The sequence below is a fragment of the Flammeovirgaceae bacterium SG7u.111 genome (assembly GCA_034044135.1).
GTDB lineage: Bacteria > Bacteroidota > Bacteroidia > Cytophagales > Flammeovirgaceae.
Genome location: CP139021.1, coordinates 6,482,783 through 6,507,004 on the forward strand (window position 1 = coordinate 6,482,783; position 24,222 = coordinate 6,507,004).

General features: G+C 38.0%; 20 protein-coding genes. 15 read left to right on the forward strand and 5 right to left on the reverse strand.

All coding sequences use genetic code 11. The features are described from left to right. The first annotated feature begins 4 nt into the window (after window positions 1-4). The 9 genes from R9C00_25090 (at window position 5) to R9C00_25130 (ending at window position 8,942) form a co-directional block, all read left to right on the forward strand. Complete coding sequence (locus tag R9C00_25090; GenBank protein WPO34973.1) at window positions 5-706, forward strand: NAD(P)-dependent oxidoreductase; 702 nt, start codon at window positions 5-7, stop codon at window positions 704-706. Window positions 707-849: 143 nt separating this feature from the next. After that, the gene (locus R9C00_25095) at window positions 850-1,929 is read left to right on the forward strand and encodes a glycosyltransferase family 2 protein (protein WPO34974.1); all 1,080 of its coding nucleotides are present in this window, start codon (window positions 850-852) and stop codon (window positions 1,927-1,929) included. 6 nt (window positions 1,930-1,935) lie between these two features. Continuing rightward, on the forward strand, window positions 1,936-3,120 hold the full coding sequence (locus R9C00_25100) for a glycosyltransferase family 4 protein (GenBank protein ID WPO34975.1): 1,185 nt from the start codon (window positions 1,936-1,938) through the stop codon (window positions 3,118-3,120). Continuing rightward, window positions 3,120-4,274, forward strand: a complete 1,155-nt coding sequence (locus R9C00_25105) for a glycosyltransferase family 4 protein (protein ID WPO34976.1) — start codon at window positions 3,120-3,122, stop codon at window positions 4,272-4,274. The genes R9C00_25100 and R9C00_25105 overlap by 1 nt, the downstream gene beginning before the upstream one ends. Window positions 4,275-4,276: 2 nt before the next feature. Then, a complete protein-coding gene (locus R9C00_25110) occupies window positions 4,277-5,224 on the forward strand; it encodes a glycosyltransferase family 2 protein (GenBank protein ID WPO34977.1) in 948 nt (315 codons plus the stop codon). 1 nt (window position 5,225) lies between these two features. Beyond that, window positions 5,226-6,122 (forward strand): FkbM family methyltransferase, encoded by an 897-nt coding sequence (locus R9C00_25115; protein ID WPO34978.1) that lies wholly within the window; start codon window positions 5,226-5,228, stop codon window positions 6,120-6,122. Between the two features lie 17 nt (window positions 6,123-6,139). After that, the gene (locus R9C00_25120) at window positions 6,140-7,009 is read left to right on the forward strand and encodes a glycosyltransferase family A protein (protein ID WPO34979.1); all 870 of its coding nucleotides are present in this window, start codon (window positions 6,140-6,142) and stop codon (window positions 7,007-7,009) included. 198 nt (window positions 7,010-7,207) lie between these two features. Further along, on the forward strand, window positions 7,208-7,825 hold the full coding sequence (locus tag R9C00_25125; GenBank protein WPO34980.1) for a hypothetical protein: 618 nt from the start codon (window positions 7,208-7,210) through the stop codon (window positions 7,823-7,825). After that, window positions 7,791-8,942, forward strand: coding sequence for a glycosyltransferase (locus R9C00_25130; protein WPO34981.1), 1,152 nt, complete (start codon window positions 7,791-7,793; stop codon window positions 8,940-8,942). The genes R9C00_25125 and R9C00_25130 overlap by 35 nt, the downstream gene beginning before the upstream one ends. Before the next feature lie 2 nt (window positions 8,943-8,944). Here R9C00_25130 and R9C00_25135 read toward each other — a convergent pair whose 3' ends face one another. From R9C00_25135 to R9C00_25155, 5 genes are all read right to left on the reverse strand, one after another. Beyond that, window positions 8,945-10,192 (reverse strand): glycosyltransferase, encoded by a 1,248-nt coding sequence (locus tag R9C00_25135; protein ID WPO34982.1) that lies wholly within the window; start codon window positions 10,190-10,192, stop codon window positions 8,945-8,947. Between the two features lie 18 nt (window positions 10,193-10,210). After that, window positions 10,211-11,281 (reverse strand): PCMD domain-containing protein, encoded by a 1,071-nt coding sequence (locus R9C00_25140; protein ID WPO34983.1) that lies wholly within the window; start codon window positions 11,279-11,281, stop codon window positions 10,211-10,213. Between the two features lie 15 nt (window positions 11,282-11,296). Continuing rightward, window positions 11,297-12,037: a hypothetical protein gene (locus R9C00_25145; GenBank protein ID WPO34984.1), complete on the reverse strand. Its 741-nt coding sequence runs from the start codon at window positions 12,035-12,037 to the stop codon at window positions 11,297-11,299. Between the two features lie 98 nt (window positions 12,038-12,135). Beyond that, window positions 12,136-12,372, reverse strand: coding sequence for a hypothetical protein (locus tag R9C00_25150; protein ID WPO34985.1), 237 nt, complete (start codon window positions 12,370-12,372; stop codon window positions 12,136-12,138). Between the two features lie 83 nt (window positions 12,373-12,455). Beyond that, complete coding sequence (locus R9C00_25155) at window positions 12,456-16,388, reverse strand: TIR domain-containing protein (GenBank protein ID WPO34986.1); 3,933 nt, start codon at window positions 16,386-16,388, stop codon at window positions 12,456-12,458. A gap of 582 nt (window positions 16,389-16,970) precedes the next feature. Between R9C00_25155 and R9C00_25160 the strand changes: the two genes are divergently transcribed. The 6 genes from R9C00_25160 (at window position 16,971) to R9C00_25185 (ending at window position 23,764) form a co-directional block, all read left to right on the forward strand. Next, a complete protein-coding gene (locus R9C00_25160) occupies window positions 16,971-18,803 on the forward strand; it encodes a PDZ domain-containing protein (protein WPO34987.1) in 1,833 nt (610 codons plus the stop codon). Window positions 18,804-19,146: 343 nt separating this feature from the next. Continuing rightward, entirely contained in the window at window positions 19,147-19,860 is a 714-nt protein-coding gene (locus tag R9C00_25165) for a hypothetical protein (GenBank protein ID WPO34988.1), read from the forward strand. Window positions 19,861-20,004: 144 nt separating this feature from the next. Then, complete coding sequence (locus tag R9C00_25170) at window positions 20,005-20,643, forward strand: hypothetical protein (GenBank protein ID WPO34989.1); 639 nt, start codon at window positions 20,005-20,007, stop codon at window positions 20,641-20,643. Window positions 20,644-20,997: 354 nt separating this feature from the next. After that, complete coding sequence (locus R9C00_25175; GenBank protein ID WPO34990.1) at window positions 20,998-21,897, forward strand: AraC family transcriptional regulator; 900 nt, start codon at window positions 20,998-21,000, stop codon at window positions 21,895-21,897. A gap of 45 nt (window positions 21,898-21,942) precedes the next feature. After that, complete coding sequence (locus R9C00_25180; protein ID WPO34991.1) at window positions 21,943-22,389, forward strand: SRPBCC domain-containing protein; 447 nt, start codon at window positions 21,943-21,945, stop codon at window positions 22,387-22,389. 67 nt (window positions 22,390-22,456) lie between these two features. Next, window positions 22,457-23,764 carry an acetylxylan esterase gene (locus R9C00_25185; protein ID WPO34992.1) on the forward strand — a complete coding sequence of 436 codons (1,308 nt, stop codon included), beginning with the start codon at window positions 22,457-22,459 and terminating at the stop codon, window positions 23,762-23,764. Window positions 23,765-24,222 lie beyond the last annotated feature (458 nt).

Consider the following 24,222-nt stretch of genomic DNA (forward strand, 5'->3'; position numbering starts at 1 on the left):
TTAAATGATCATTGGAAAAGGATTGATTGCTTCTAGATTTGAGTCGAATGAAGACTACCATTTATTATCAGATAAACCCATCATATTTGCTTCTGGCGTATCAAATTCTGCTGAAACTGATGAAAAGGCTTACAATCGTGAAAGACAACTATTATATGATATACTTTCCTGTCAACCTGCGGAAAAGCTTATCTACTTTAGCACGATCTCGGTTTATGACCCCTCCTTGGAAGGCAGCAAATATATACAGCATAAAATTGAGCTAGAAAGATACATTCAAGAAAACCATCACAATCATTTGATAATACGCACATCGAATATTGTAGGTAAAGGGGGAAACCCACATACTTTGGTTAACTACTTTGTAAATGCAGTTTTAGAAGGAAAGCCTATTAAAATATGGAAAAATGCCACTCGTAATATTTTGGATATTGATGATCTAGTCAAAATCGTATTATTTTTATTACATATGAATAAATCGGGTACTCACGATATTTACTTTCCTCTTTCTTACACTGCTCTTGCACTTGTGGAAACAATAGGAATACACACTGGTATATTTCCAAAATATGAACTTATAAATAAGGGGGCAGATTATATACCATCTGCAACTCGGGAATTAACTGGCTATTTTAAATTCAATGACATAGCTGTTAATTATTCTTATTTTGAAAAAATCATGGCAAAATATTGGCCTAATCCATAAACACTATTTCAGCCTATAGAATGAATACATAGCAAAGGTATTGCTATATATTCATTCCCTTTGTAAGGAAAAATCATGATTTTTTTATGCGCCCCAATATGATAAGTGCACGTTAAGTACAAGTTTTAAATTCCAACATTTATATGGCAAATTCCACATGGCCTAAAGAGGAAATAAATCCAACTATCTACTCTGAAGATATCAAATGGCCTAAAATATCAATAGTAACTCCTAGTTATAACCAAGGTCAATATATTGAAGAGACTATTCTTTCTATAAAAAACCAAAACTATCCAAATATAGAATTCATCATCATTGATGGGGGAAGTACTGACTGTACATTGGAAATCATAAAAAAATATGAGAAGTATATCACTTACTGGGTAAGTGAAAAAGATAGAGGACAAAGTCATGCTATAAATAAAGGCTTAGAAAAATGTACGGGGGATATCTTTAATTGGTTGAATAGTGATGACTATCTTGAACCTTATGCTTTATATAATATAGCACTTGGATTCCAAGCTCCACATACAAAAGTTGTATCAGGTATTAAGCGAACACTCTCAGGCAATAAGCGAAATTTAAATGAGCCATTCCCCTTAGTAGGGTCAACAATGGAAGCTTTAAGCGAACCTTCTTATGCCCAGCCCGAAACATTTTACAAAATGGATGTTGTTCGAAAAATAACTCCACTAACAGAAGGATTACATTATTCTATGGATTTAGCAATGTGGTACCAATACCTATTACTATATGGAATAGAAAATGTAATTAGTATCAAAAAAGTAATAGTAAACTTCAGGTATCATGGAGAGTCAAAAACTGTAACTGGTGAATCAAACTTTGGCAAAGAACAATTATTGATATATCAAAGTATTTTTGACATTCTTCGTTCACCCCAAACCTCTAACAACCTTATTATTACAAAATCACAAATTATTATTTCAGAGGATGAAATAACACAAGCAATACATTTAGGGTATTTCAAAATGGTACTTAAATACAAAGGGCTATTTTCAAAAAAGGATGTAGTACTCCTCATTCAGAAAATTGATTTAAAGGCTCTTGGCAGACAGCAACAGCTTGAGCTTAATGAAATAAACTTTACTTACACTGCCTCCTCTCTCATAAAGACGATGGTCTCAATAATAGGCTGTTTTTCCAAAAACTTTTATCAAAGAATTTTGATATCAAGATTTTTTTGTATCATACCACCTAACTAAGTAAAAATGAAAATCCTCTTAGTAGTTGCAGACTTAGGGCTTGGCGGTGCTCAGCAAATAGTTGTTCACTTAGCTAATGGACTAGTTAATGTAAAAAATGAGGTTTATGTACTAGATGTTTACCCTTACCTCAGAAAGCGGGAGATAACCTCCCAACTCAATGAAAAGGTAAATCTCATTAGCCCAAGGCTGACTTTTTTCAGTAAACTGTACCTAAAAGTTTGCGACCCGTTATTCAAAGCCTTGAATATCAATAAGCGGCTCAATTACAGTTGGCAAGAAAAGCAGCAAACCAAACAATTAAAGTCGCTAGATAAGGAAAGGCAAGTGGATGTGATCAACTCTCATGTATGGTGGGCAGATAAATTGGTCTATGATGTACTTGGTAAACCCTGTGCAAAGTGGGTGCTCACCATGCATGGTTCTTACCGCTATTGCCTTTCACATCCTCAAGAATTTCCTTCATTCAAAGATGCTGCTGAAAATGTTTTGGCTACAGCAGATGGGTGTATCTATATCTCTGAGCAAAACAAAGATTTATTAGATAATTTCGAATCATTCAAAAAACTGCCTTCAAAAAAGATTTGGAATGGAATACCCAAACCCATTTCAACTTATTTTACTCGAAAAGAATTAAACTTACCTGAAAGCGCATTTATAATCTTTTGCGCCAGCAGAGCTATCAAAGAGAAAGGATGGGAAGAACTATGCGAAGCATTTATTCAGACAAATATTCCAAATGGATATCTATTATTTGCAGGTGAAGGACCTGATTTAGCTTACTTCAAAGAAAAATATGCTGACCTCCCAATTATTCAATTTCTAGGCTTTACCAATCAGGTGAGCCAATATATATATATCAGTGATATTTGTGCGCTACCAACTTATTATCAAGGGGAAGAATTGCCTACCTTTATTATAGAGGCTATGGCACAGGGAAAACCCATACTGGGAACAGACCTTGGAGAAATACGGGAAATGATTACTTTAGAAGAAAAAATAGGCGGTAAAATCATTCCACTTCACAATGGAAAGTCTAACATTTCAGATATCAAAAATTCATTAACCGAAATGGCTCAAGACCAACATCTATTAGAAAAGTGCGCTGATATCTCCTTTCAAAGATCAACGTATTTCGAGCTTAAAGAAATGGTCAAGAATTATATCCAGTTTTTCAATAACCTTAACTAATGCACCAAAAATCAATACTCATCATTGGGCATGAAGCATCACTTTCTGGTGCTCCAAAAAGCCTATTGTATTTTGCTAAATGGCTTAAGACAAACAAGCAATATACTATATATTTTATTTTGCAGCGAGGCGGGGAGCTATTGGATGAGTATGAAAAAATAGGTAGTGTTTTTATTTGGAATAGGAATTATGAAGACAAGAAGCTGTTAGAAAGATTATTAAATAGGCTATATGATTACGAACAAAAGCGTAAGGAAAAGTTTTTGTTCGGCATCAAAAATGAGATAGACACCATTTACTGTAATACCTGCACTAATGGTGAAATTATAGAATCAGTAAAAAATATTATTTCTAAACCTTTGATCACAAGAATTCCAGAACTCGAATATGTAATCAGGCTATTCAAAACGCTTGGAAAAGTAAAAAACACTTTCGAGCAAAGTGATGCGATCATCGCAGTGGCAGAAGCAGTAAAAACAAACCTGATTGCCAATCATCAAGTCCCTGCATCCAAAATACATGTCTGCTATGGAGCTATCCCTCCTCCAAAGCCCATCTCTCAAAATAAAAGCTCCTTAAAAAAATCACTAGGAATAAGCGAGCATGATTTTGTGATAGGAGGATGTGGGTCGCTAATCTGGAGAAAAGGTTACGACCTTTTTATCCAAACAGCCAAATTAGCAAAGGACCTACACCCAACAGCTAACTTCAAGTTTCTATGGGTTGGAGGCAAAGAAAATTCAAATGCAATGTTGGAAGCTCAACGGGAATTAGAATTGCTCGAACTTGTCGATAGGGTGATATTTCAACCTTCTATACCCAATGTAGAAGATTATTACCAACTGATGGATGTATTCTTTATGACATCCCGTGAGGATCCATTTCCTTTGGTAAACTTAGAAGCTGCCAGCTTTGGCTTGCCTATTATCTGTTTTGACAAATCTGGAGGAAGTACAGAATTTGTCAATGAAGAAATTGGCTTTGTAGCACCTTATGAAGACTTAGAGTTTGTGGTAGATAAAATTTCATTACTTAATGAAAACAGTTCATTATTACAAAACCTGTCTATTGGCGCCAAAGAAAAATCCAAACAATTTAACATGGAAAAATCTGCTAATGAGATATTTGGGGTAATTCAAAAAATAATAAAATAAATATGGGCAAAATATTTATTTCACTCCTCAATTGGATTAATTTCCAAGACTGTATAAAGTGTGTTAAATCGTTAGAAAAATTATCTTCTCCTGAAATAACCATCCTTATCAGAGACAATGCCTCACCTAATAATTCTGTTCAAAAATTAAAAGAGGCATTACCTAACTATCCCATCTATGGATCTAAACATAACAATGGATATGCAGCAGGGCATCTGGCAAATTGGGAAATAGCTAAAAAGGAGGGAGCTGATTTTTTTTGGATTCTAAATTGTGACTTAATCGTAAGCTATAACTCACTTGATGCTTTTTTAGATGCTTACAAAAGAAATGGCGAACATATATATGGTTCTATTTCACTCCAACCAGAAAACCCCAATCTTATAGATTTTGGAGGAGGTATCCAGCCTATCACCAATCAAGAACCTTTTACCTACAACCTTTGGGAAGGCAAAAGCTACCGAGACTATTCACAAATATACCCCCAAGAAAGAGAAATTCAATCTGTCGAAGGATCATCTATGTTTCTGCCAGCCTCTTTGATACACAAATACGGCTTTATGCATACAGACTTTTTCATGTATGCCGAAGAAAATGATTACGCCTACCGACTAAGGAAAAAAGGGGTAAAATCTATTCTTGTAACCAACTCAACAGTTATCCACTATAGTGCTAGTTCATTTAAAGGAGAAAACAAACTATATTTGGTAAGTGCTTACTACAGAAGAAGAAACTTTATGCGGTTTCTCAAGACCCATTACAATTGGAATAGTATGAATATCCTTAACCATCCAGACTCCTTTCTCTCAAAAGTGAAATTTTTAACGAAGTATTACCTTTCCCCTTCATTTAGAAGAAAGAATGAAAAGCAGTTTATATACCTAAAAGGAAGTCTGGATGCTGTCTTTGAGAGGGCAGGAAAAACAATAAAACCAGAAAAGTTTATATAAAATGAAAGCAACAAGCCTTATTTATCAACTCTTTACAGGGTTCTATAAAATTATCCCTTTTAAGAAACAGGTTTGTTCTCTTCTTAGAAAGATTCCTTTTAAAGAAAATTTTTATACGGATCTGAAGTTTCGTGCCCCATTTCAAGTTAAAATAAATGAGCAATCCTTTTCGCTATTTCATTGGGAAAGCACTATAGAGAATGAAATTTTTTGGCATGGATTAGGCAACACTTGGGAATCTGAAACCATCTTTGTCTGGAAAAAGATCTGCCCTCATGTCAATATAATTTTAGATATTGGAGCCAATACGGGAGTCTATTCTCTTATGGCCAAAGCGATTAATCCTTCAGTTAATATATTTGCTTTTGAACCGTCAGACTTGGTTTACAACAAACTAACGTTCAACAATAAAATGAATAATTTTGATATTCATTGCATCAATAAAGGCGTGTCAAATATTTCTGACTCACTTACATTTTATGATGTAGAAGGAACCCATCAAACAAGTGCCTCATTAGAACCTGCCAAATTAAAAGACTTACCTTCGTTTAAAGGCAAAATAAGAGAATACCAAATTTCAACAATCACTATTGATGAATTTATCAGGGATAATAATTTAGAAAAGGTGGACCTCATTAAAATAGATGTAGAGTTGCATGAACCCCAAATATTAGAAGGCTTTTCTACTTATCTTACACTATATTACCCCTATATCATTATTGAAGTACTTACAACAGAAGTTGCAAAAAAACTAAATAAAATAATTACCAAAACTGAATATGAAATATTTAATATAGAACATAACAAGCTAACTAAAACTGATAAATTAACACCAATTGGATGCTACAATTATTTATTGGCACATCCTTCAAAAAAAGTAACGTCTCTATTCAATTAAGCCTAATATTTACCTTCATGTCGCCATTTTTCTCCATCATCCTACCAACCTATAACCGAGCAAACTTTCTTCCAAAAGCGATTGAAAGTGTATTGTCCCAAACCCACACAAGTTGGGAACTTATCATTGTAGATGATGGCAGTACGGACAATACCAAAGAAATTATCACTGAATATAAAGACGAAAGAATAAAATATATCTACCAAGAAAACGCCGAAAGAAGTGCTGCTAGAAATAATGGGATAAAAAATGCTAAAGGAGAGTATATATGTTTTTTGGATAGTGATGATTTTTATTTACCTGACCACCTCCATTTTTTTCATGAATTCATATTAAAAACAGAACAAAAGTGCAGCTTATTTTTTTGTAACTACAGACTTTGTACAAAAGGAAAACTAGAAGAAAACCAAGTAGTTTTTTCTAAAAAAACAAATCCATATGAGATAATTTTATTGGGAAATATCGCTAGTCAAAGGGTATGTATTCATTCATCAATACTAAAGAACAACTATTTTAACGAATCACTAAATGTAGCAGAAGATACAGAACTTTGGTTTAGAATTATTGAACATTATCCTTTCATATATGTAGATCAGGCTACGGTTGTAATAGTTTCACATGCCAATAGGACTATAGATAGAAAAAATATATCAAGTTACCTTAAAAGCTTAGAGGTCAAAAAGAAACTAGCCAAGTCAGTAAAAGCTACCCTTTCAAAGCACACTTACTCAAAAGTGATTCATGATTCTTACTTTTCTTTGGCACAAAGCTATGAAGTTCACCATAAGTTTTGGAATATGAGTCGTACACTCCTAAAAGCATCTTGGTATTTGCCTACTTATCGATGGAAAGAAAAAGTATATATGGTTTATGCCAACTTAAAATAAGTTTGCAACTTTAACAAGTTCTGCCTATTTTCAATATAAAAGTAAGCTTCTAACGAAAGCTAAAACCTCTATTAAAAAAAAATAAAGTACTTGAAAAATATCCGCCATTTTATCAGACGATTACTCCATCTGTTCATTGTAAAATACAATCGTCTTGCCTCCTCGTTCAGAACCCCCAACAAAACCAATAATCTACTAATGATTATTGGTTTTCAACGATCAGGAACAAATGCACTATTTGATTCACTATCATATGATAATGAAATAAGAGTATATAATGAAAGTGATAAATATGTTATGAAAAAATGGTTGCTCAGACCTGAAAAAAAAATAAGAAATATTCTTTGTAGAGATAAAAAAATTCTTTTAAAACCTATTACTGAAAGCTATATACGAAATACAGGCGATCTTTTAGAGGAATATAAAAAATATAATATCACTCTGGTATTTATTTTTAGAGACCCTATTAATGTTTATTATTCTAATATGCTTCATGATAGTTATTATCATGAAGTAGATAATTTCATTCATTTATATAAAAAAAGGATGAAAAATATTATGGAAGGATTTCCTACTGATAAAGAAAAAGGTATAATAGTTAAATATGAAGATTTGATATCTGATAAAACCTTATTTGACTCTCTATGTACATCCTTAAAAATAAAAGGGAATTTCATTTTTAAGCCTGATTCCAATAAGGGTTATAAAAACCTATCTAAAGAAATAATTGAAAAAATTAATAACACTACCAACGAAACTTATAGCCAAATAAATAACCTATATGCTGAATATCGGAAAGAAACCGAAAACGCTTAAAACCCTCCAAATCATCCCTGCCCTTCCAAAAGGAGGCGCCGAACGCTTGGTACTGAATATTTGCCATGAACTTACTAAAAGAGAAGCCATTGAACTAACTTTAATTACCTTTCGAGAAGACAATGCCTACCCATTCCTTACTACAGGAATCAACTACAAAGTTATTCAAGCTAAGTTTGTCCCCTCTCTCAGTGGGAAACCGTTGAAACAACTCGATGCCCTGCAAGAGTTTATAAACAGTTATCAACCCGATATTATTCATTCCCATCTCTTTGAAGCGGAGATGGTAAGCAGGCAAGTACTTTACCCAACAGCTACATATTTTACCCACTTCCACGATAATATGCACCAGCTTCGCCCCTTCTCGTGGCAGGTGCTTACAAATAAAACATATTTGACTGAATTTTATGAAAAGTACTTACTTCAAAAGCAATACAAGCAATGCAACAACCATTGCATTGCTATCTCGCAAGATGCGTATCAGTATGCCCAAAAAGCATTGAAATTAACAAGCAAAGATGTCACTTTACTGCACAATGCCATCGACCTTTCCCGTTTCAAACCCTCTAATGAATCAAAAACCAAATTACGGCTTGTAAGCATAGGAAGCTTAGTGCCCAAAAAAGCCCACGCATTTTTAGTAGATGTAGTTGTCCATTTACACCAAATAGGAATAAAAGCAGAATTAGATATACTAGGAGATGGACCTGAAAAGGACGCCATTTCAAATAGAATAAAAGAGGTAGGTTTAACTCAATCAATTCGCTTGCAAGGCAATGTCCCTTACCCAGAAGAATTCCTTCAAAAAGCAGATGTATATATACATTCGGCTAACTATGAGCCTTTTGGCTTGGTACTTATAGAAGCTATGGCTTGTGGACTGCCCGTAGTCTGTACCGATGGAAAAGGCAATAGAGATTTGATAAAAGAAGGAGAAAATGGATTTATGGTCTGGGAAAGAGACCCCAAGCAATTTGCCGAGAAAGTTTCCCTTCTCTTGAAGGAGAAAGACCTCTATGCTAGTATGTCCAAAAATGCTTTGGCATTTAGCCAACAGTTTGGGATAAAGGAATATGTTGATAAACTACTGGAATTGTATAAAAAACAATCGAGCTAAAACTATTCTTTCAATAACCCCACAAACTCCTTATAATTCAATTCTGCATTGTATTCCCTCTCCCAAGTTTTCCGAGCCTCTTTTACATATGTCGAATACTGACCCGCGTCTAATGTTACAAAGTATTTGATGGCTTCAGCCACTTCATTTACTGTTGGATCAGAGGCTAGCAACAGGCCATTTTCTTGATGACGAAGGATTTCATTATTCCCGCCCACATCTGTAGCAATGGCTGGAATGCCAAATGACATCGCTTCCATGATAGAAACAGGAATTCCTTCCGAACTGCTCACATTGATGAACAGAGAAGGCTTTTTCGCAGCGTATGCTTCCAACAATTCTGTATTGGAGACTGCTCCTGCGAAGGTATATTCAGTTTTTGTTGAAGACAGTTTCTCTGCTGCCAACTGTTTTACTTCCTCTGCTTGCGGACCATCGCCAAAGTGAAACCACTTTACAGGCAAATTCAATTCTCCTAAGGCTTGGACAATCAAATCAACCCTTTTCCGTGTAATGATGTAAGAGCAGCTTACTATCAAAAATGGGGCATTTTGTTTTTCAGTTGAAAAAGGGAATTCATTAAAAACACCCAACTTTGACATTCGCAGCTTTGAAAAACAAAGCTGTTCCACTCCCCATTTACTTTTGATATACTCAATTCCATCTTGAGAAATACTGATCACAGCATCTAACGTTTCTAACATCAATTTCCTAAAAGGCAGATAATTGATAGAAGCATTCTCAAAGTAAATATCCCACCGATGCCCCCTACTCACCGCTTTAATAGTTGGCAACTCATTTTTCAACATGGCCAGCCCCACTGCCGTATCATTGCTCCAATAGGAATACGTGATGGCTTGCTCAGGAGAAACACCTTCTTTTTGCATTATTCCCTTCATGTATTTTATTAGCTTTTTCCCCTTATACAAAGAAAATAGTATTGTGCTTACAATAGGCTTTGAAGGTTTGAGCTTATAAAAACTTAGCTGTTTAAATTCTTTCCAGAACAATGGATTAAACAATTGGAACAGAGCAAATAATTTTTCAATAGCACTTAGTTCGTAGGGAAACCGGAATAGCTCTACATTGTCAGGAGTCGATCTTGTCTGCTCATTATTCAGATCATTTGATATTAAAATAATTTTCTCAAAAGCCTCAGCCAAAAATGGCATTTCCCCCTCAATAAAAGCCTCTCCAAAGCCATAAGGATAATTAGCCGTCAAAAAAATAAGAGTATTTCTTTTTTCCATGTTCAAGTTTACTAATTCCTACTCATACACCAACTCAAAGTTATCCACCAGAAGGGTGCTGTTTTCTGCACCTTGGAATTCTGCTCCGTAGGCACTGGAGGCGAATACTACATTTATATGGGTGGGGGTTTCGCCTAGGGCTGCGTAGGTTTCGCCTTCTTTGGGCAACATGTAGGATGGGGTGCGTGCAGGAAGCTCTCCATACGTGTATGTTACCTGGATACTTTGAATATCTCCGCCGTTGCCCGTAGTTCTCAGCCACGCTGTTGCCACTCGCTTTACTTGGTCGCCTTCTCTCCTTTCCAATACGGAGTAGATATCACAAGAATCGGGGAAGGAAAGAGCGTTGCCGTTTTTATCTATATTTTTTGGCCCTGCTTCGTAAAGGTACTGCAGCTTAAAAGATGCTGGCGTGGCGGTAAAGGGTATCCCAAAATCAATAGCTGCCTCAGGGTCGTTGATATCGATATTGTCTACATCAAAAAAGCCCGTAAAGGCAGACCCTGATGCAATCGGCTTTTTAAAAACAGCCGCCAAGCTGCTATATCTCGTCACCATTTTGATAGCAAAATCATCGTTACTTACTTCTTCTTGCAACACATTGGCATCCATTCCCCCAAATTCCACACCTGGATTACTCGTCCCCCAAATGGTCGAATTGACATCTGCCCCTATTTCCAAATACCCTTTTTGGGAATCGTACCATTGGTTGAAATCGGAGTTGGGTAGCTGTGGATTGCTCCCTACTTCAAATACATGCACTTTCCAGTTAGTCTGACTTTGGTCTTCGCTAGTAACTACAAAGTCGGCACTGCCAGAGGTAAAATCGACAAGGTCGCCAACCTTCCGAGAGGAAGCGGCAAATGAAGAAAGCTCTAGCTTGGTCAGCTGGACTTGGCTAAGGTTCGTCCCATTGGCTAGCTCCACATACACCGAGTCGTTGCTGCGGTTTATGCTCGCACTTCCATTCTGGTTCTTGAACTCGATGGACAAAATATTTCCCGCAGAAGACAGCCCAAAATGGTCTTCTTTGATACATGATTGCACCAAAATAGCAGAGAATATGAGTATAGGAAAGATATTTTTCATGATAAATCGTGTTTGCTAGAAGTAATAGGCTACCCCAAAATTGAGGCTGAGCAGATCAATTTTGAAATTAAAATCAAGATTGGTGGCATCTCCCGTTTGCCCATTCCCATAGTCCGATTTTATATAGTCCATTTCAAACCCTATCAAATCTATAGCTATTTCAAAGGAAAAGTTTTCCACAATGAAAGCATTTATGCCTGGCCTTATTCCAAACCTTGCTATGTATGATTCCCCATAATACTTCTCTATTTTATCCTCGCTTACTGTTTTTCTTCTCAGTGTCTGCCCATAGCCAAAGGTCAAGCCTGTCTCATTGAACACACTAAATCTGTTGTTTTTGGAAAGGGGAATATAGTTCCGAAGGAAAGGAGTAAACGCGAAACTATGGTTCAACCGTTTGGTGTTCACTGTATCGGCATCTTGCAGTGTATTCAGATTCGAATTGGAACGGTTAAACTTAATGTTTAAACCTGCCGACATTTCATCTTTGAAAAAATAGCCTCCCGAAAAACCTACACCATAGGAAAAAGTATTCCCATCAATCACATTTGCCAACAGGTTTATCTGGTTGCTTTCCTCCGTTTGGGAAAAATTCAGGACTAAGTTCGTATGCCAATTTCCTTTTGTAAAAGGCTGGAAGCTTTCATTATAAAAATCATTCCATGACTCGGCATCCCCTTCTACATCGGTTTGGGCAACAGCATAGCCGCAAATCAACAATAGCCAAATAAACAGGATTGTATAGTGTTTAAGCATAGTGTAAGTGCTAGGTTCAGTAATTTACCACCCTAAAATTCACTCCTTAAAAAATGAAAAGCAAGCATTAAGCTTTCCACTTCCCCAAAACAGCTCTCTTATTGCACTCCAAATAACTTCAACAGCTCCTTATCCTCTTCAGAAAGATCGGCGAGGCTAGGTGCAATAATTTCAGATAGACTACTGAGTTTCAAACTCAGGTGAAGTGAATCCGTTTTTGCAACATATCCTTTCATCCGTTGTTGATAATCATCAGGACCAAAGTTTACATCTTTATACATATCCCTGAGCAATGGCAGTGCGCCATTAAGTTTGTTATCGTACAGGTAAGCCAAGGCTAATTTTGTGTTGATCCATTTATAAGAAGGATCTTTTTCCTTACCTAGTAATGCTTTTGCTTTGCCTTTTTCTACCTCCCCTATTTGGGTGTAGTAGTAAGAAAGTGAATTGTAATTATTGGCTGCATATCTTCGGAATAATGCTTCGTTCCGGCTACATTATCCTCCAAAATCTCATTATATAATTCTTCTACTTTTTCAAAAGCCTTAATTTTGAGGGCAAGCTGCTGGCTACCATATTTCTGAATAAGGTACTGGGCCACAAAATGCTTCTGCTCGGGTGAAGCCAAAGTAAACATTTCATCAAAATCGGGCAGATTATCTTGCGCTAGCCAAAGGGGTAGTTCCAATTCAAACCGTAAATCGGCTACTTCTACTTGCGAATAAACTGAACCATACTCAAGCTCATTAATTTTGTTATAAATAGCCAATGAACGTTCTAAATTCAATTTTTTATCCTCTTCGTTTAGCATATTCCCTATCTCATTTTTGAAATAATTGGCATATACATGCAACAGTGAAGAATCCTCTGAGGCAATTACCTCCTGATAGTCGCGGATAATGCCAAACCGAAGTCGATCCACCTCCGCCATTTCCATAGTACTGGAAGAATGTTTGTCGAACCATTTATTAATGGTTGTTTTGAGGTTTCCATTATTATTCGAAAGCAATTGTTCCAAATTCCGTTGGGCAAGCACCGTATCCGAGGCGCTCCACGCTTTCAGCACCCCTTCATCCGAAACAGTGATCAACTTTTCTTTTTCTATTGAAAAACCAATATGACTAATCTTAGATTTATGAGCTTTTAACACGGCAAACTCTTCCCCGTTCGCTTCCCAAATAGAAACAGTTCCCGATTTATCTGTTCGCAAAATTAACTTACCTCTTGGCGAAAGTCTCACCAAATCGGTCGGGCTCTCCTCTCTGCTAAAATCTACTTCGCCCAATAATTCCCCATTTAACTCCCAAACAGCCGCATGGCCGTCTTTTCTATAAGTAAGAACCACTTTTTTATTTTCCGAAAGGATTACCCCATCTATACTTTCTTCTAACTGGGAAAAAGTAGCCAGCTCTCTGAAAAAGCTGCCATCTACTTCCCTAAGGCTCACCCTATTTCCTCCTTCTTGTATAAGAACAAGATCGGGCACGCTGGTAAACCGCACATAGGTTACGCCAGAATATTCAGTATGCATTACCAACCTGTTGTTTTCAACATGCCAAATCACTACATCGTTGTTCGAAAAATGAGTCAGGAGCTTTTCCCCATCTTCCGAAAACTCGGCAAACTTGATGGTATTTGGCGCAATTTTTATCTCGTCCAGAAAATTATTACTAAACTTTTTGAGCGACCAAAGTCTTCCTGTTTTATCTTTCGAATAGGTAAAAACACGGGTTTGGTCTGGGGAAATAGCCATTCCTTCCACAGCCATACTATGGTTGAAAGTACTCATCCACACCCAGCGTTCTTTTAGTTGGGAATAAAGTCTCATTGCCCCACTTTCTTGGGTTACAAACACGCCTCCTCCCCCATCAAAAAGGTGAATTCCAGTAGCTGTCCCATAGTCCGACACATCCTGTATTTCAAGGTTTTGACCATCACCTATATCCACAGCATAAACCTTTTTATCCATACCCAATACAAATGCTCTGTCTATCCCAAATACTAAGCTCCTGATAGGCTCAGGAAACAAAACTTCCGCGTTCTCATTTATTTTCTTACCTCTTAAATCCCTTACCATCAACTTATTTCCCGCATAGGTAACAAGCAAGGTATCTGAACCATTTCGGGGAATACTTAAGCCTCTAACCGGTCTTTCAAACTGCAATGTATGCTCGCTTAGCGAATTGGAAATTTCCCTAAGTACAGGTAAAAGCTTGTTCAGCGACTTATTGCTAATGAGCAAAGAAGCCTCTTTGGCGATGCTCAACGCACGCATGGGATCATGCTCTTTATCCAACACCTGCTTGGCTGCATAGAGATAGTTCAACGCCTCCTTTTCCTTCGATTCTTTTACCGAATAGATCATATAAATAGGTGGAGCCAACATGGCCATCACCAGTAAGCTTAGCCAAAAGTGTCGTCGGGTCTTCAAGAACCGAGAACATATTCTGAGGTACTCTTTTTGGAGGGGAGTTGGCGTCGGGATTTTCTTTTCGGCAAGGGAGCGGGAAAACCACACCTGAGACTGCACAAACTCCGACTTCTTGAGCAAAAGATCTACATCAGCCCTTCTAAACAAAAAATTCAATACTTTCTTTCTACCCTGTTTGTCCCATTCTGCCGCTTTTTGCTGAAGGCGAGTATGCTCTTTCACATGCTCACGATCTATGTTGAGCGTATGCATGAGGGAGCTAAATGCTATATCAAATTTATTTTCCTTGAAGTCTATCCATTGTACTTCTTTGAGCGCAGCGGGCATCGTTTCAGGGTCAACATCATCAAGCAAAACAGTAATAAAGCGCTTGCCCATTTCTGCGGCAAACCTAACTTCTTCTTCGCAAAATTCTGAAGCTAGGGAGTTGGGAGAAATGATAAACAAGAAATTATCAGAAGTAGAAATCCCTTTCTTTATCTCTTCTTCAAAATTGCTGGCAGAGGCAATGCTTTCTTGGTCGAACCAAGTGGTTTTTCTAAAACTCTGAAGCTTCAGGTTGAGCTTTCGGGCAAAGTCCGCATCTTTTTGAGAATAGGAAATAAATACCTCGGAGGAGAGAATTCCTATCTTGGACATGCTTGTGGCAATAAACTTATCATGCAATGAAGTAGGAGCATTTACTTTTCTATGCTTCCCTTCATCTAGCCACTCTTGGGATTGTAAAAGATTAGTTCCTCTCAGCAGAAAACTATCGCTTTCTCCCATTCGCTCCCATTTGAGAGCTTGCACCAGTAGTTGCTTATGCTTATGGAAATATTCTCGGTCATCTTCCAACTGTATCATCAGCTCGTCCATGTCTCGGTCAAAGTCGCTCTTATCTTTTTTGGCGATCTTCACCTTGTTTGGATCATTGTCCGTCAGGTCGATGGAGTTTAAATTACTCAACTCCTTGGGGAGGTGTTCCTTATCAACATTTTCGCAGATGATGGGGATAATTCGTTTGCCAAGAGAAGTTGCATAGCACAAATCTTCTAAGCAAATCTCCGAAACCACAGAGCGCTTCGAAATTACAAAAATCACATTATCCGAAAGCTCAATGCCCTCTTGCAAAGACTCCCGCAAGTCAGAGCCAGGCTTCATATCTTGCTTGTCCAGCCAAGTGGTGGTCCCGCTTTTTTGCAGCTCTTGGTTTATTTCCCTCACTATGGCAAGGTCGTTATCATCGTAGGCAAAAAATGCATCTGCCATCATGTTCTCCGCATTCTTCCGAGCCTCGCAGATGTACTCACAATGGATAGGGGAAAATGGATTGGGAACATCCAAACGCTTATTATTTTCCAAGTGCTTTTGCGCATCTATCCGTTCTTGGGCATAGAGCAAAAAGCTTTTCCGCTTATTATTATTTTCCCACTCTAGTGCCCTTAACAAAAGGCTAGTATGCAACAAGTTATAGCTTTCATTTTCTTCTATTTTCGATGTTAAAACACCAACACCCTTATCAAAATCATCAATGCTTTCCCAATCTTCTGGGAGCTTGGTCGTATCTTCCTTTTCCCTTATAAATAAAAAATTGATCTCGCTGATTACATTGTTCAGCTTATCAATATCTCGCTCAATGTGCATCACAGGAATAATCCGCTTGCTATACGCAAGTGCCAGCTCTATTTCTTTTTTGCAATGGGGCGAGCTAATAGCGTGAGGGGAAATGAGAAATATAAAGTTCTTGGCAGAAGCAATACCCTTGTCTATCCTATCTTGCCAGTCCGTACCTACATCAATCTCCTCAAGATCTAGCCATACCTTTAAGCCCTGGCTTTCCAAGTACGATTTCACCCTCATGGCAAAATGCTTACTTTCCTTTCTTCCATAGGAAATGAATGCATCGATAAGAGGAGGCGTTTGAGGATCAGGTTTCATTGAATTATCTTCTGTACTTATTGGTTGGTTTAAGTTATTATTTTGCAAAAAACCAATAATCCACACAATTTAATGAAATTTTATTATTCTCCCAGTAAAAAAAGACAGGGCAGCTCTCCAAAAAGTAAAATATGCTCTTCTAGGTAAAAAAGTGCTTAAAGAGCTAAAGGGAAATCTACTGTCTAACTCATCAGAATAAAAGCATAGTTCAACGCTTCATATATAACCCTCTCTGCTCCAGATAGGAAAAACTAGTACATACAATCCTCGGGTTTGAATATAAAATGTGATAATAAGCCTACTAAAGCATCTTGCTCCATCTCTTCAACAAAAGAAAGCCCAAGTTTTTTGAGTTGTACCAAATCAAAAAGCAAATCTACCCGAAAGGGTTAAAAACCAATCAAAGGTACGATGGAATATAAGCAGACCAACAAGATTGAAAATCCTCCTTCCAAAGAGTTATAAGTGGAACAAACCAACTTCTTCTAGCAATTTATATGTAAAAGAAACAATTTTAGAATTCGAAACTTCTGATGCTCAAATACAGATGAAAAAAAGTCTTAATTCAACCCACACTACCACATGAAACTACGGAAAAACAAGTCAATAAGTAAACTATTGAGGCATACTACTTCCCGAATCTTAATTCTCTATATTTTCTCATCCTTAGTGGCATGTTCTAGCCCCCAAAAGCCTTCCATTACTTTTACGGTGGCTATGGAAAACCCATCAGAACACACTTTTCAGGTGAAAATGGAATGCACGGGGATGGAAAAAGAATACGTCGATTTTAAAATACCAATGTGGTCGCCAGGATACTACCAAATCCTGAATTTTGCAGAGAATATTGAAAACTTTGCCGCGACAGACGAAAATGGGACCGAACTCGCTTTTGAAAAACACAATGAAAACACTTGGCGAGTTACCAGAGGGCAAAGCTCCAGTATTGTACTGAACTACGATGTAAAAACTGTCCGCACTTTTGTGGCGATTCCTTACCTTGATGAGGAAAGAGGCTATATCATTCCTACTGGCGTGATGCTCCACCCTACCGAACTGGTGCAAACCCCCTCAAAAATCATCATCGATCCCTACGAAGGCTGGGATAAAGTGGCCACAGGGTTGGATGCCGTAGAAGGCGAAAACTTCACTTTCATGGCAGACAACTTCGATGCACTCTACGACAGCCCGCTCTTGGTAGGGAAACTGGAAGAACTTCCTTCCTTTACCGTGAAAGGTGTTCCCCACTATTTTATGGGCTACAAAATGGGCGAGTTTAATAAAGAGGGATTCATCAACGATTTGAAAAAAGTGACTGAAGCAGCTACCGATATCATTGGCGATGTTCCTTTCAAACACTATACATTTATCGGGATTGGGCCAGGTCGTGGTGGCATTGAACACCTCAACTCTACTACCGTTAGCTTTAATGGAAACAGCCTAAGCGACACAAGTAGTTATCAAAGAATGCTCAATTTTCTCGCCCACGAATATTTCCACCATTACAATGTAAAACGAATCCGCCCCATAGAGCTTGGTCCTTTTGATTACGACAAGGAGAACCGTACCAAAATGCTGTGGCTTTCGGAAGGCGTAAGTGTGTATTACGAATACCTAGCGGTGAAACGTGCCGGGCTTTGCAATGAAACTCAGTTGTTAGGACATTTAAAAAATGACATCTTGGCTTATGAAAGAAAACCAGGGCGCTTATTCCAATCTTTGGCCGAGTCAAGTTATGAAACTTGGGAAGACGGTCCTTTCGGAAGAGTTGGAGACGAATTCAACAAAACGATTTCTTATTACGACAAAGGACCAATTGTTGGATGGCTTTTCGATTTTGCCATTAGGCACGAAACTAAAAATGAAAAATCGCTGGACGATGTAATGCGCTTTTTGTACAACCATTACTACAAAGAGCTGGGAAGAGGCTTCACTGAAGACGAGTTACGCGAAGCATTGGAAACTGCCGCGGGCACAAAGTTGGACGAGCTATTTACCTACATCTACACCACCGAAGAATTGGACTACAACAAGTACTTGGCATATGCTGGTTATCAAATAGATGTAACTCCTCAGCCTGTTGCTGGCGGATGGCTTGGGGCTACTGCAAGCAGCAAAAATGATTCGCTTTTTATAAAGGACGTGGAATGGAAATCACCCGCTTGGGAAGGAGGATTGCGTAAAGGAGATTTAGTCTTAGACATCAATGGTGCTGAGGAGCTGAAAAATATTATTTCCACCAAAAAAGAGGGGGATATTATCCAAGTGACGGTTCGAAAAGATACAGAAAGCAAGAAAATAAGCATTCCACTAGGCACCAAAATGTTCCGTTCATTTGAATTCAGCAAATTGGACAGCCTGACCGAACTACAGCAAAAAATCCAACAATCTTGGCTGGGGGAAGTAGCCTTGTAAACTGCTTGTAATTACTACTTTATCAGGTCGTGACCGCACAAAAAGAAATTGTATGGTCACGACTTTTTTATTCACACCTACTCCCTACCTCGCCTAATCACAACTAACTGTAAACAAGAGTACTACATACAAAAAGAGTAACAATCATCCATCAAAAACACTGTTCACAATTATATTTAACCCTCAATTGCTAACATACTAATCCTTTTATTTCTTAATAATCAATCAAATAAAATAGCTCTCTTATTTGTTATAAGCTCGAAGTAGCATTCTATAAAATACCAATAAAAGATACTACATAACAATTCGTAACAAACATTTTTTTTAACCATATACTATTCAAATGATCAAAAGGACAACAATGGTACTAGCGCTAGTACTAACAGCACTTTTAACTCAAGCACAAACCTTTGCTCCTGGCTTTGTCGGATTTTCTGTAAAGAAAACTACTTACATCACTATGAATGATGGCAGTGAAGTAGAAGGAAGATTGAAAAAACTTTCTTATAAAAAAGGGTTGGTCGAGGAAATCAAAATTGAAGATGCAAGCACTGGCAAAAAAGTCAAAATCAAACCTGAAGATATCAAATTCATGTATGTTCCACCAAGTAATATGGGCAAACTAGCTCAAAAAATAGAGGCTTCGAATAACCTCTCAAGGCTAATTGATGGTGAATTATCTTCAGAACACTTGAACGATGGATACCTCTATATGGAATCGTCTAAAGTGCAGCTTAAGAAAAAAACAGGTACGTATATGCTCCAGTTAGCAAACCCTACTTTTAGTGCCAAAATAAAAGTATACATTGATCCTTTTGCAAAGCAATCAGCTGGCATAGGTGTAGGAGGAATGACCTTGGCTGGTGGTCTGGACAAGTCGTACTACATCAAAAAAGCAACAGAAGACGTAGCTCAAAAAATCACAAAAAAGGAGTATAAAAAAGAAATGGCTCTGCTTTTTGCCGAAAGCCCTGAGCTATTGGCCAAATACAACGATGACCCAAAATGGAGCGAATTCGAGAAGTTTATTTACGAATACTCCACTTCGGTTCAATAAACAAATCACACATTCTCTTAAATTTATGAAAGCATCAGACCTTGGTCTGGTGCTTTTTCTTGTTTATGCCTTTTCTTCACTGCTCTTTTAGGTTAATTTAATGTATTCCCCAACTAATTCTAAATGAGCTGTACACCTATCTCTATGAAGCAAACAGTTAATTCTCAAAATAACACATGTGCTTTTGCCATTTACCCTGCGATTGTGGCATTCGCATTTCTTCTTTTCTCCTCTTGCTCCCCAAAAGAAGAAAAACAGAGCGTCAGTAATCATAACACGCCAAATAGAATTTTGAATATTGCTGATTTTAAGTCATTAAACCCAATCAATAAACGACTTTCAGAAGCCAATCCTGGAGAATGGCTTTATACTCAAAAGGAAAATGGGCAGTCTTTTAAGGAATATATTAATTCGCAACCAGTACGTCCAAACTCTAGACAGAATAAAATCTACCTAAAAATGCTGGGCGAGTTTGATACTGTGGATTTTTATGTGATAGAAATGCTAAGTGAATACTTGGATATCTTTTTGGGTCTAGAAACCATTATAATGGAGCCAGTTTCTGACTCCATTATTCCTGCATACTCCAGAAGAATACATATGGATATTGAACAGCTTCATACAAAATACATTTTGGATAGTATTTTAGTCCCATCGATTCCAGCAGATGCGATCACCTACATGGCTTTGACTAGCAAAGATCTCTATCCAAAAAAATCATGGAACTTTGTATTTGGTCAGGCGTCTTTAAAAAACAGGATCGGTGTATCGATACAAGAGTGAAAAAATAGATACCACAAACTGTCAACTTTATTTCAATAGAATTGCAAAAACAGCATCCCATGAAATAATACATATACTCTCTATAAAGCATTGTACCAACTACAAATGTCTTATGAATGGAAGCATCAGTTTGAAAGAGGCAGATAAAAAACCATCTTGGTTATGTCCCGATTGTTTGGCAAAACTTATTTGGTGTACAAAAAGTGATGTTTTTGATAGGTACGATAAATTGATTAAGTTCTTTGATGAAAATGACTTTCCCACGAAAGCAAACTTTTATAAAAAGTCCAAGAAACTATTATGGGATAAAGTAGAATCATAATTCAATATTTCAAGAAAACAATCACCATAAATATGCCCCCGGCCAACCTCATAAAAAACAGGATTTCCAACTCGTGGGAGCTGGATAAACTTCTTATTTCTCACAACATTCTTGATTACCAGTCGAGTGGGAAGATGGTATCCAAAAATGATTCGGAATTTGTCAGGATGCACTTTGGCTTACAGGGGAGCTATTCCTTTCGTTTTTCCCAGTTGGATCGTTCGTTCGACCTTGGGGGGCATCACAACAACATCATGTATTCTAAGGGGTTGGAGATTGAGGTGTTGAATAAAAGCCAGCGTATCGAAACTTTTGGGGTGAACTTTACGCCCGAGGCTTTCATAGAAATAGGGCAAAATGGGAACGAGCCGCTGAAGCGATTCACCGAAAAGGTGATCAACCAAAAAGATTGCATGTTATCTGCCCACTGGAAGACGAATAATTTCAAAATCCAGCAAGTGATTCAGGAAATTATCCAATGCCCTTACACCAACCAACTGAAAAATTTATTTCTCCTTTCCAAAAGCATTGAACTGCTCGTGCTCCAAGCTGAACTCTACGAAGAACAGGAAACTTTTCAATTCATAAAATCGGAGCAGGATAAGAGAAAGTTGATTGAAGCCAAGGAATTGCTCAACTCCCGAATAGGTACCCCCCCTACTATAGTTGAGCTTTCAAAATTGAGCGGCGTCAACGAATACAAACTCAAAAAGGGCTTCAAAGAGCTTTTTGGCACTACTATTTTTGGCTATATCCATCACTGCCGGATGAGCTTGGCGAAGAAACTTTTGCTGGGAACAGACAAATCTGCCAAAGAAATTGCCTACGAAACTGGCTACAGCTCGCCCCAGCATTTTTCCAATGCCTTCAAAAAAGAATTTGGCGTCACTCCCAATGGTGTTAGGATAAATCCCGATGCTGCAATCGGTTAAACCAATGGTTCTTCATTTTTGAACTTCAACCAAAAACACAAAAAGATGAACGATTCAATGGTTTTCAAAGAAGAAGTAATATTTCAGGCAAGCCCTGAACAAGTATGGGGTTTATTGACCAACCCTGCCATGACCAAGCAGTACATGTTTGGCTGCGAAGTGATTTCTTCTTGGAATATTGGCAGCCCAATCCACTGGAAAGGGGTGACGGAAGATGGCAAAGAAGTGGTGTATGTGAAAGGAACCATTCTCGAATATGAAGAAAACAAAAGGATCACTTTTTCCATGTTCGATCCCAACATGGGCATCGCCGATATCCCTACAAACTATGTCAACATGACTTACTCGGTAATATCAAATGGGCTTGGCACTGCGCTTACCATCACCCAAGGCGACTTTGCCGGAGCTGACAATGCTGAACAACGGTTTGAAGAATCGAAGAAAGGTTGGGAAATGGTGATCCCGCTGATGAGGAAGGTTTTGGAAGGCTAAACCATCGATTTCTTGATGTTCCCATATTTAGTTTCAAAATTGGTAGTTGGTTTCTAACTTAGCTGCCATGAAAAGACTATTCGTATTACTACCCAGTTTATTATTTTTTTTCGCCTTAAATGCACAAAACTACCCTTATAGAAGCAATGTCCTTTGGGTCACCACTCCTGACCATACCGATTGGCTTTACAAAGTAAATGAAGAGGCTAAAGTGACCGTATCGCTTTATGAATACGGCATGTTGCTAGAAGATGGAATGCAAATTAGCTATAGCGTTGGCCCAGAGTTGATGCCCTCCGATAAAACCGGAGCGGTTGTGATCAAAAAAGGAAAAGCCGTTATTTCTATGGGGACTTCATCCAAGCCAGGCTTTAGAGACCTAAAGCTCAGCGTGACTCGGGATGGAAAAGAATACAAGCACCACATAAAAGTAGGCTTCGAGCCAGAGAAACTTAAGCCCTACACTCAATTCCCCAACGACTTTGATAGTTTTTGGGAAGAAGCCAAGGAAGAAGCTGCCAACTGCCCAATGGTGGTAGAGAAGGAATTCATTCCCAAATATTCAAATGATAAAATCGACTGCTACCTAATAAAACTCCAAGCCTACAAAAAGAACCAATTCGTTTATGGCTACCTCACGCTCCCCAAAAGAGCGGGAAAATATCCTATAGTTTTTGCACCTCCAGGAGCTGGCATTAAGCCAATGAGCTTGAAGCACCTTTTCTATGCGGAAAGTGGAATAATCCGTTTCGATATGGAAATTCATGGAATCCGACCTGATTTGGACAGGGAAAGATATAACGAAATCAGCCGTGCTTTTGGCAACAGGAACAATAGCTATTTGGTGAATGGGCTGGATAATAAAGACAACTATTACATGAAAAAAGTGTATCTCTCTTGCGTGCGCGCCTTGGACTTTTTGACCTCCTTGCCTGAGTGGGATGGCAAAAACCTGATTGCCCAAGGGGGAAGCCAAGGAGGAGCTTTGGCACTAATCACCACTGGGCTGGACTCACGAATCACCGCTTGCGCTGCCAACCACCCTGCGCTCAGCGATATGGCAGGTTACAAAGCCGGTCGGGCTGGAGGTTACCCTCACCTTTTCACCAAGTTTGATGGAATGGATACGGCTGAAAAACTCAACACGCTAGCTTACTACGATGTGGTCAACTTTGCAAAACTGATAAAAGTACCCACCTTCATGACCTGGGGCTACAACGACGATACCTGCCCTCCTACCACAAGCTATATTGTCTACAATATCTTGGACACAGAAAAAGAAGCACTGATCACCCCTGTGAACGAACACTGGGTTTCCACCGAAACTCGCCATGTAATTTTGAATTGGATAAAGAAGGGGTTGAAGGTGAAATAATAAAAGTATAATCAAAATGATGTTGAAACCCCTTATCATTCTAATAACTCTACTTTCTGCGGCTTACACAAGCTTCTGTCAGAATCGAGATGATACACAAATTGATACTATCCATGTACTGAACAATGATGGTGAATAGAATAGGTTTTGGAAATATAAAAATGAAGCCGGAATCCTTCAAAGGAGTGGGTTTGATCCAGATCCTGAAAGTTGGGATGATGAATATAGAATTGAACTCTCGCTCATTATCCCTAACTGGTCATCTATCGAGTTGAATAGGAAATATGATGTATCAAATATTTTATCTCCAATCTCAGAATGCCAAAAAGAAGGATATGGGATAAGTTACACATTAACTTCCCCCACTGGTTTTATCACCATAATCAATACAACAAAGAATCATCTAACCGTTGACCTTGATTTACATATGCCTTCAACTGACAATAAGATTCTTATTA

What these genes read in the sequence shown, in the direction of transcription:
- R9C00_25115 (WPO34978.1), top strand. Translation starts at nt 5,226, where the DNA reads ATGAAAGCAACAAGCCTTATTTATCAACTCTTTACAGGGTTCTATAAA.
- R9C00_25175 (WPO34990.1), top strand. Translation starts at nt 20,998, where the DNA reads ATGCCCCCGGCCAACCTCATAAAAAACAGGATTTCCAACTCGTGGGAG.
- R9C00_25145 (WPO34984.1), bottom strand. Translation starts at nt 12,037, where the DNA reads ATGCTTAAACACTATACAATCCTGTTTATTTGGCTATTGTTGATTTGC.
- R9C00_25095 (WPO34974.1), top strand. Translation starts at nt 850, where the DNA reads ATGGCAAATTCCACATGGCCTAAAGAGGAAATAAATCCAACTATCTAC.
- R9C00_25105 (WPO34976.1), top strand. Translation starts at nt 3,120, where the DNA reads ATGCACCAAAAATCAATACTCATCATTGGGCATGAAGCATCACTTTCT.
- R9C00_25125 (WPO34980.1), top strand. Translation starts at nt 7,208, where the DNA reads ATGATTATTGGTTTTCAACGATCAGGAACAAATGCACTATTTGATTCA.
- R9C00_25135 (WPO34982.1), bottom strand. Translation starts at nt 10,192, where the DNA reads ATGGAAAAAAGAAATACTCTTATTTTTTTGACGGCTAATTATCCTTAT.
- R9C00_25110 (WPO34977.1), top strand. Translation starts at nt 4,277, where the DNA reads ATGGGCAAAATATTTATTTCACTCCTCAATTGGATTAATTTCCAAGAC.
- R9C00_25130 (WPO34981.1), top strand. Translation starts at nt 7,791, where the DNA reads ATGCTGAATATCGGAAAGAAACCGAAAACGCTTAAAACCCTCCAAATC.
- R9C00_25140 (WPO34983.1), bottom strand. Translation starts at nt 11,281, where the DNA reads ATGAAAAATATCTTTCCTATACTCATATTCTCTGCTATTTTGGTGCAA.
- R9C00_25160 (WPO34987.1), top strand. Translation starts at nt 16,971, where the DNA reads ATGAAACTACGGAAAAACAAGTCAATAAGTAAACTATTGAGGCATACT.
- R9C00_25165 (WPO34988.1), top strand. Translation starts at nt 19,147, where the DNA reads ATGATCAAAAGGACAACAATGGTACTAGCGCTAGTACTAACAGCACTT.
- R9C00_25090 (WPO34973.1), top strand. Translation starts at nt 5, where the DNA reads ATGATCATTGGAAAAGGATTGATTGCTTCTAGATTTGAGTCGAATGAA.
- R9C00_25185 (WPO34992.1), top strand. Translation starts at nt 22,457, where the DNA reads ATGAAAAGACTATTCGTATTACTACCCAGTTTATTATTTTTTTTCGCC.
- R9C00_25180 (WPO34991.1), top strand. Translation starts at nt 21,943, where the DNA reads ATGAACGATTCAATGGTTTTCAAAGAAGAAGTAATATTTCAGGCAAGC.
- R9C00_25100 (WPO34975.1), top strand. Translation starts at nt 1,936, where the DNA reads ATGAAAATCCTCTTAGTAGTTGCAGACTTAGGGCTTGGCGGTGCTCAG.
- R9C00_25170 (WPO34989.1), top strand. Translation starts at nt 20,005, where the DNA reads ATGAAGCAAACAGTTAATTCTCAAAATAACACATGTGCTTTTGCCATT.
- R9C00_25155 (WPO34986.1), bottom strand. Translation starts at nt 16,388, where the DNA reads ATGAAACCTGATCCTCAAACGCCTCCTCTTATCGATGCATTCATTTCC.
- R9C00_25120 (WPO34979.1), top strand. Translation starts at nt 6,140, where the DNA reads ATGTCGCCATTTTTCTCCATCATCCTACCAACCTATAACCGAGCAAAC.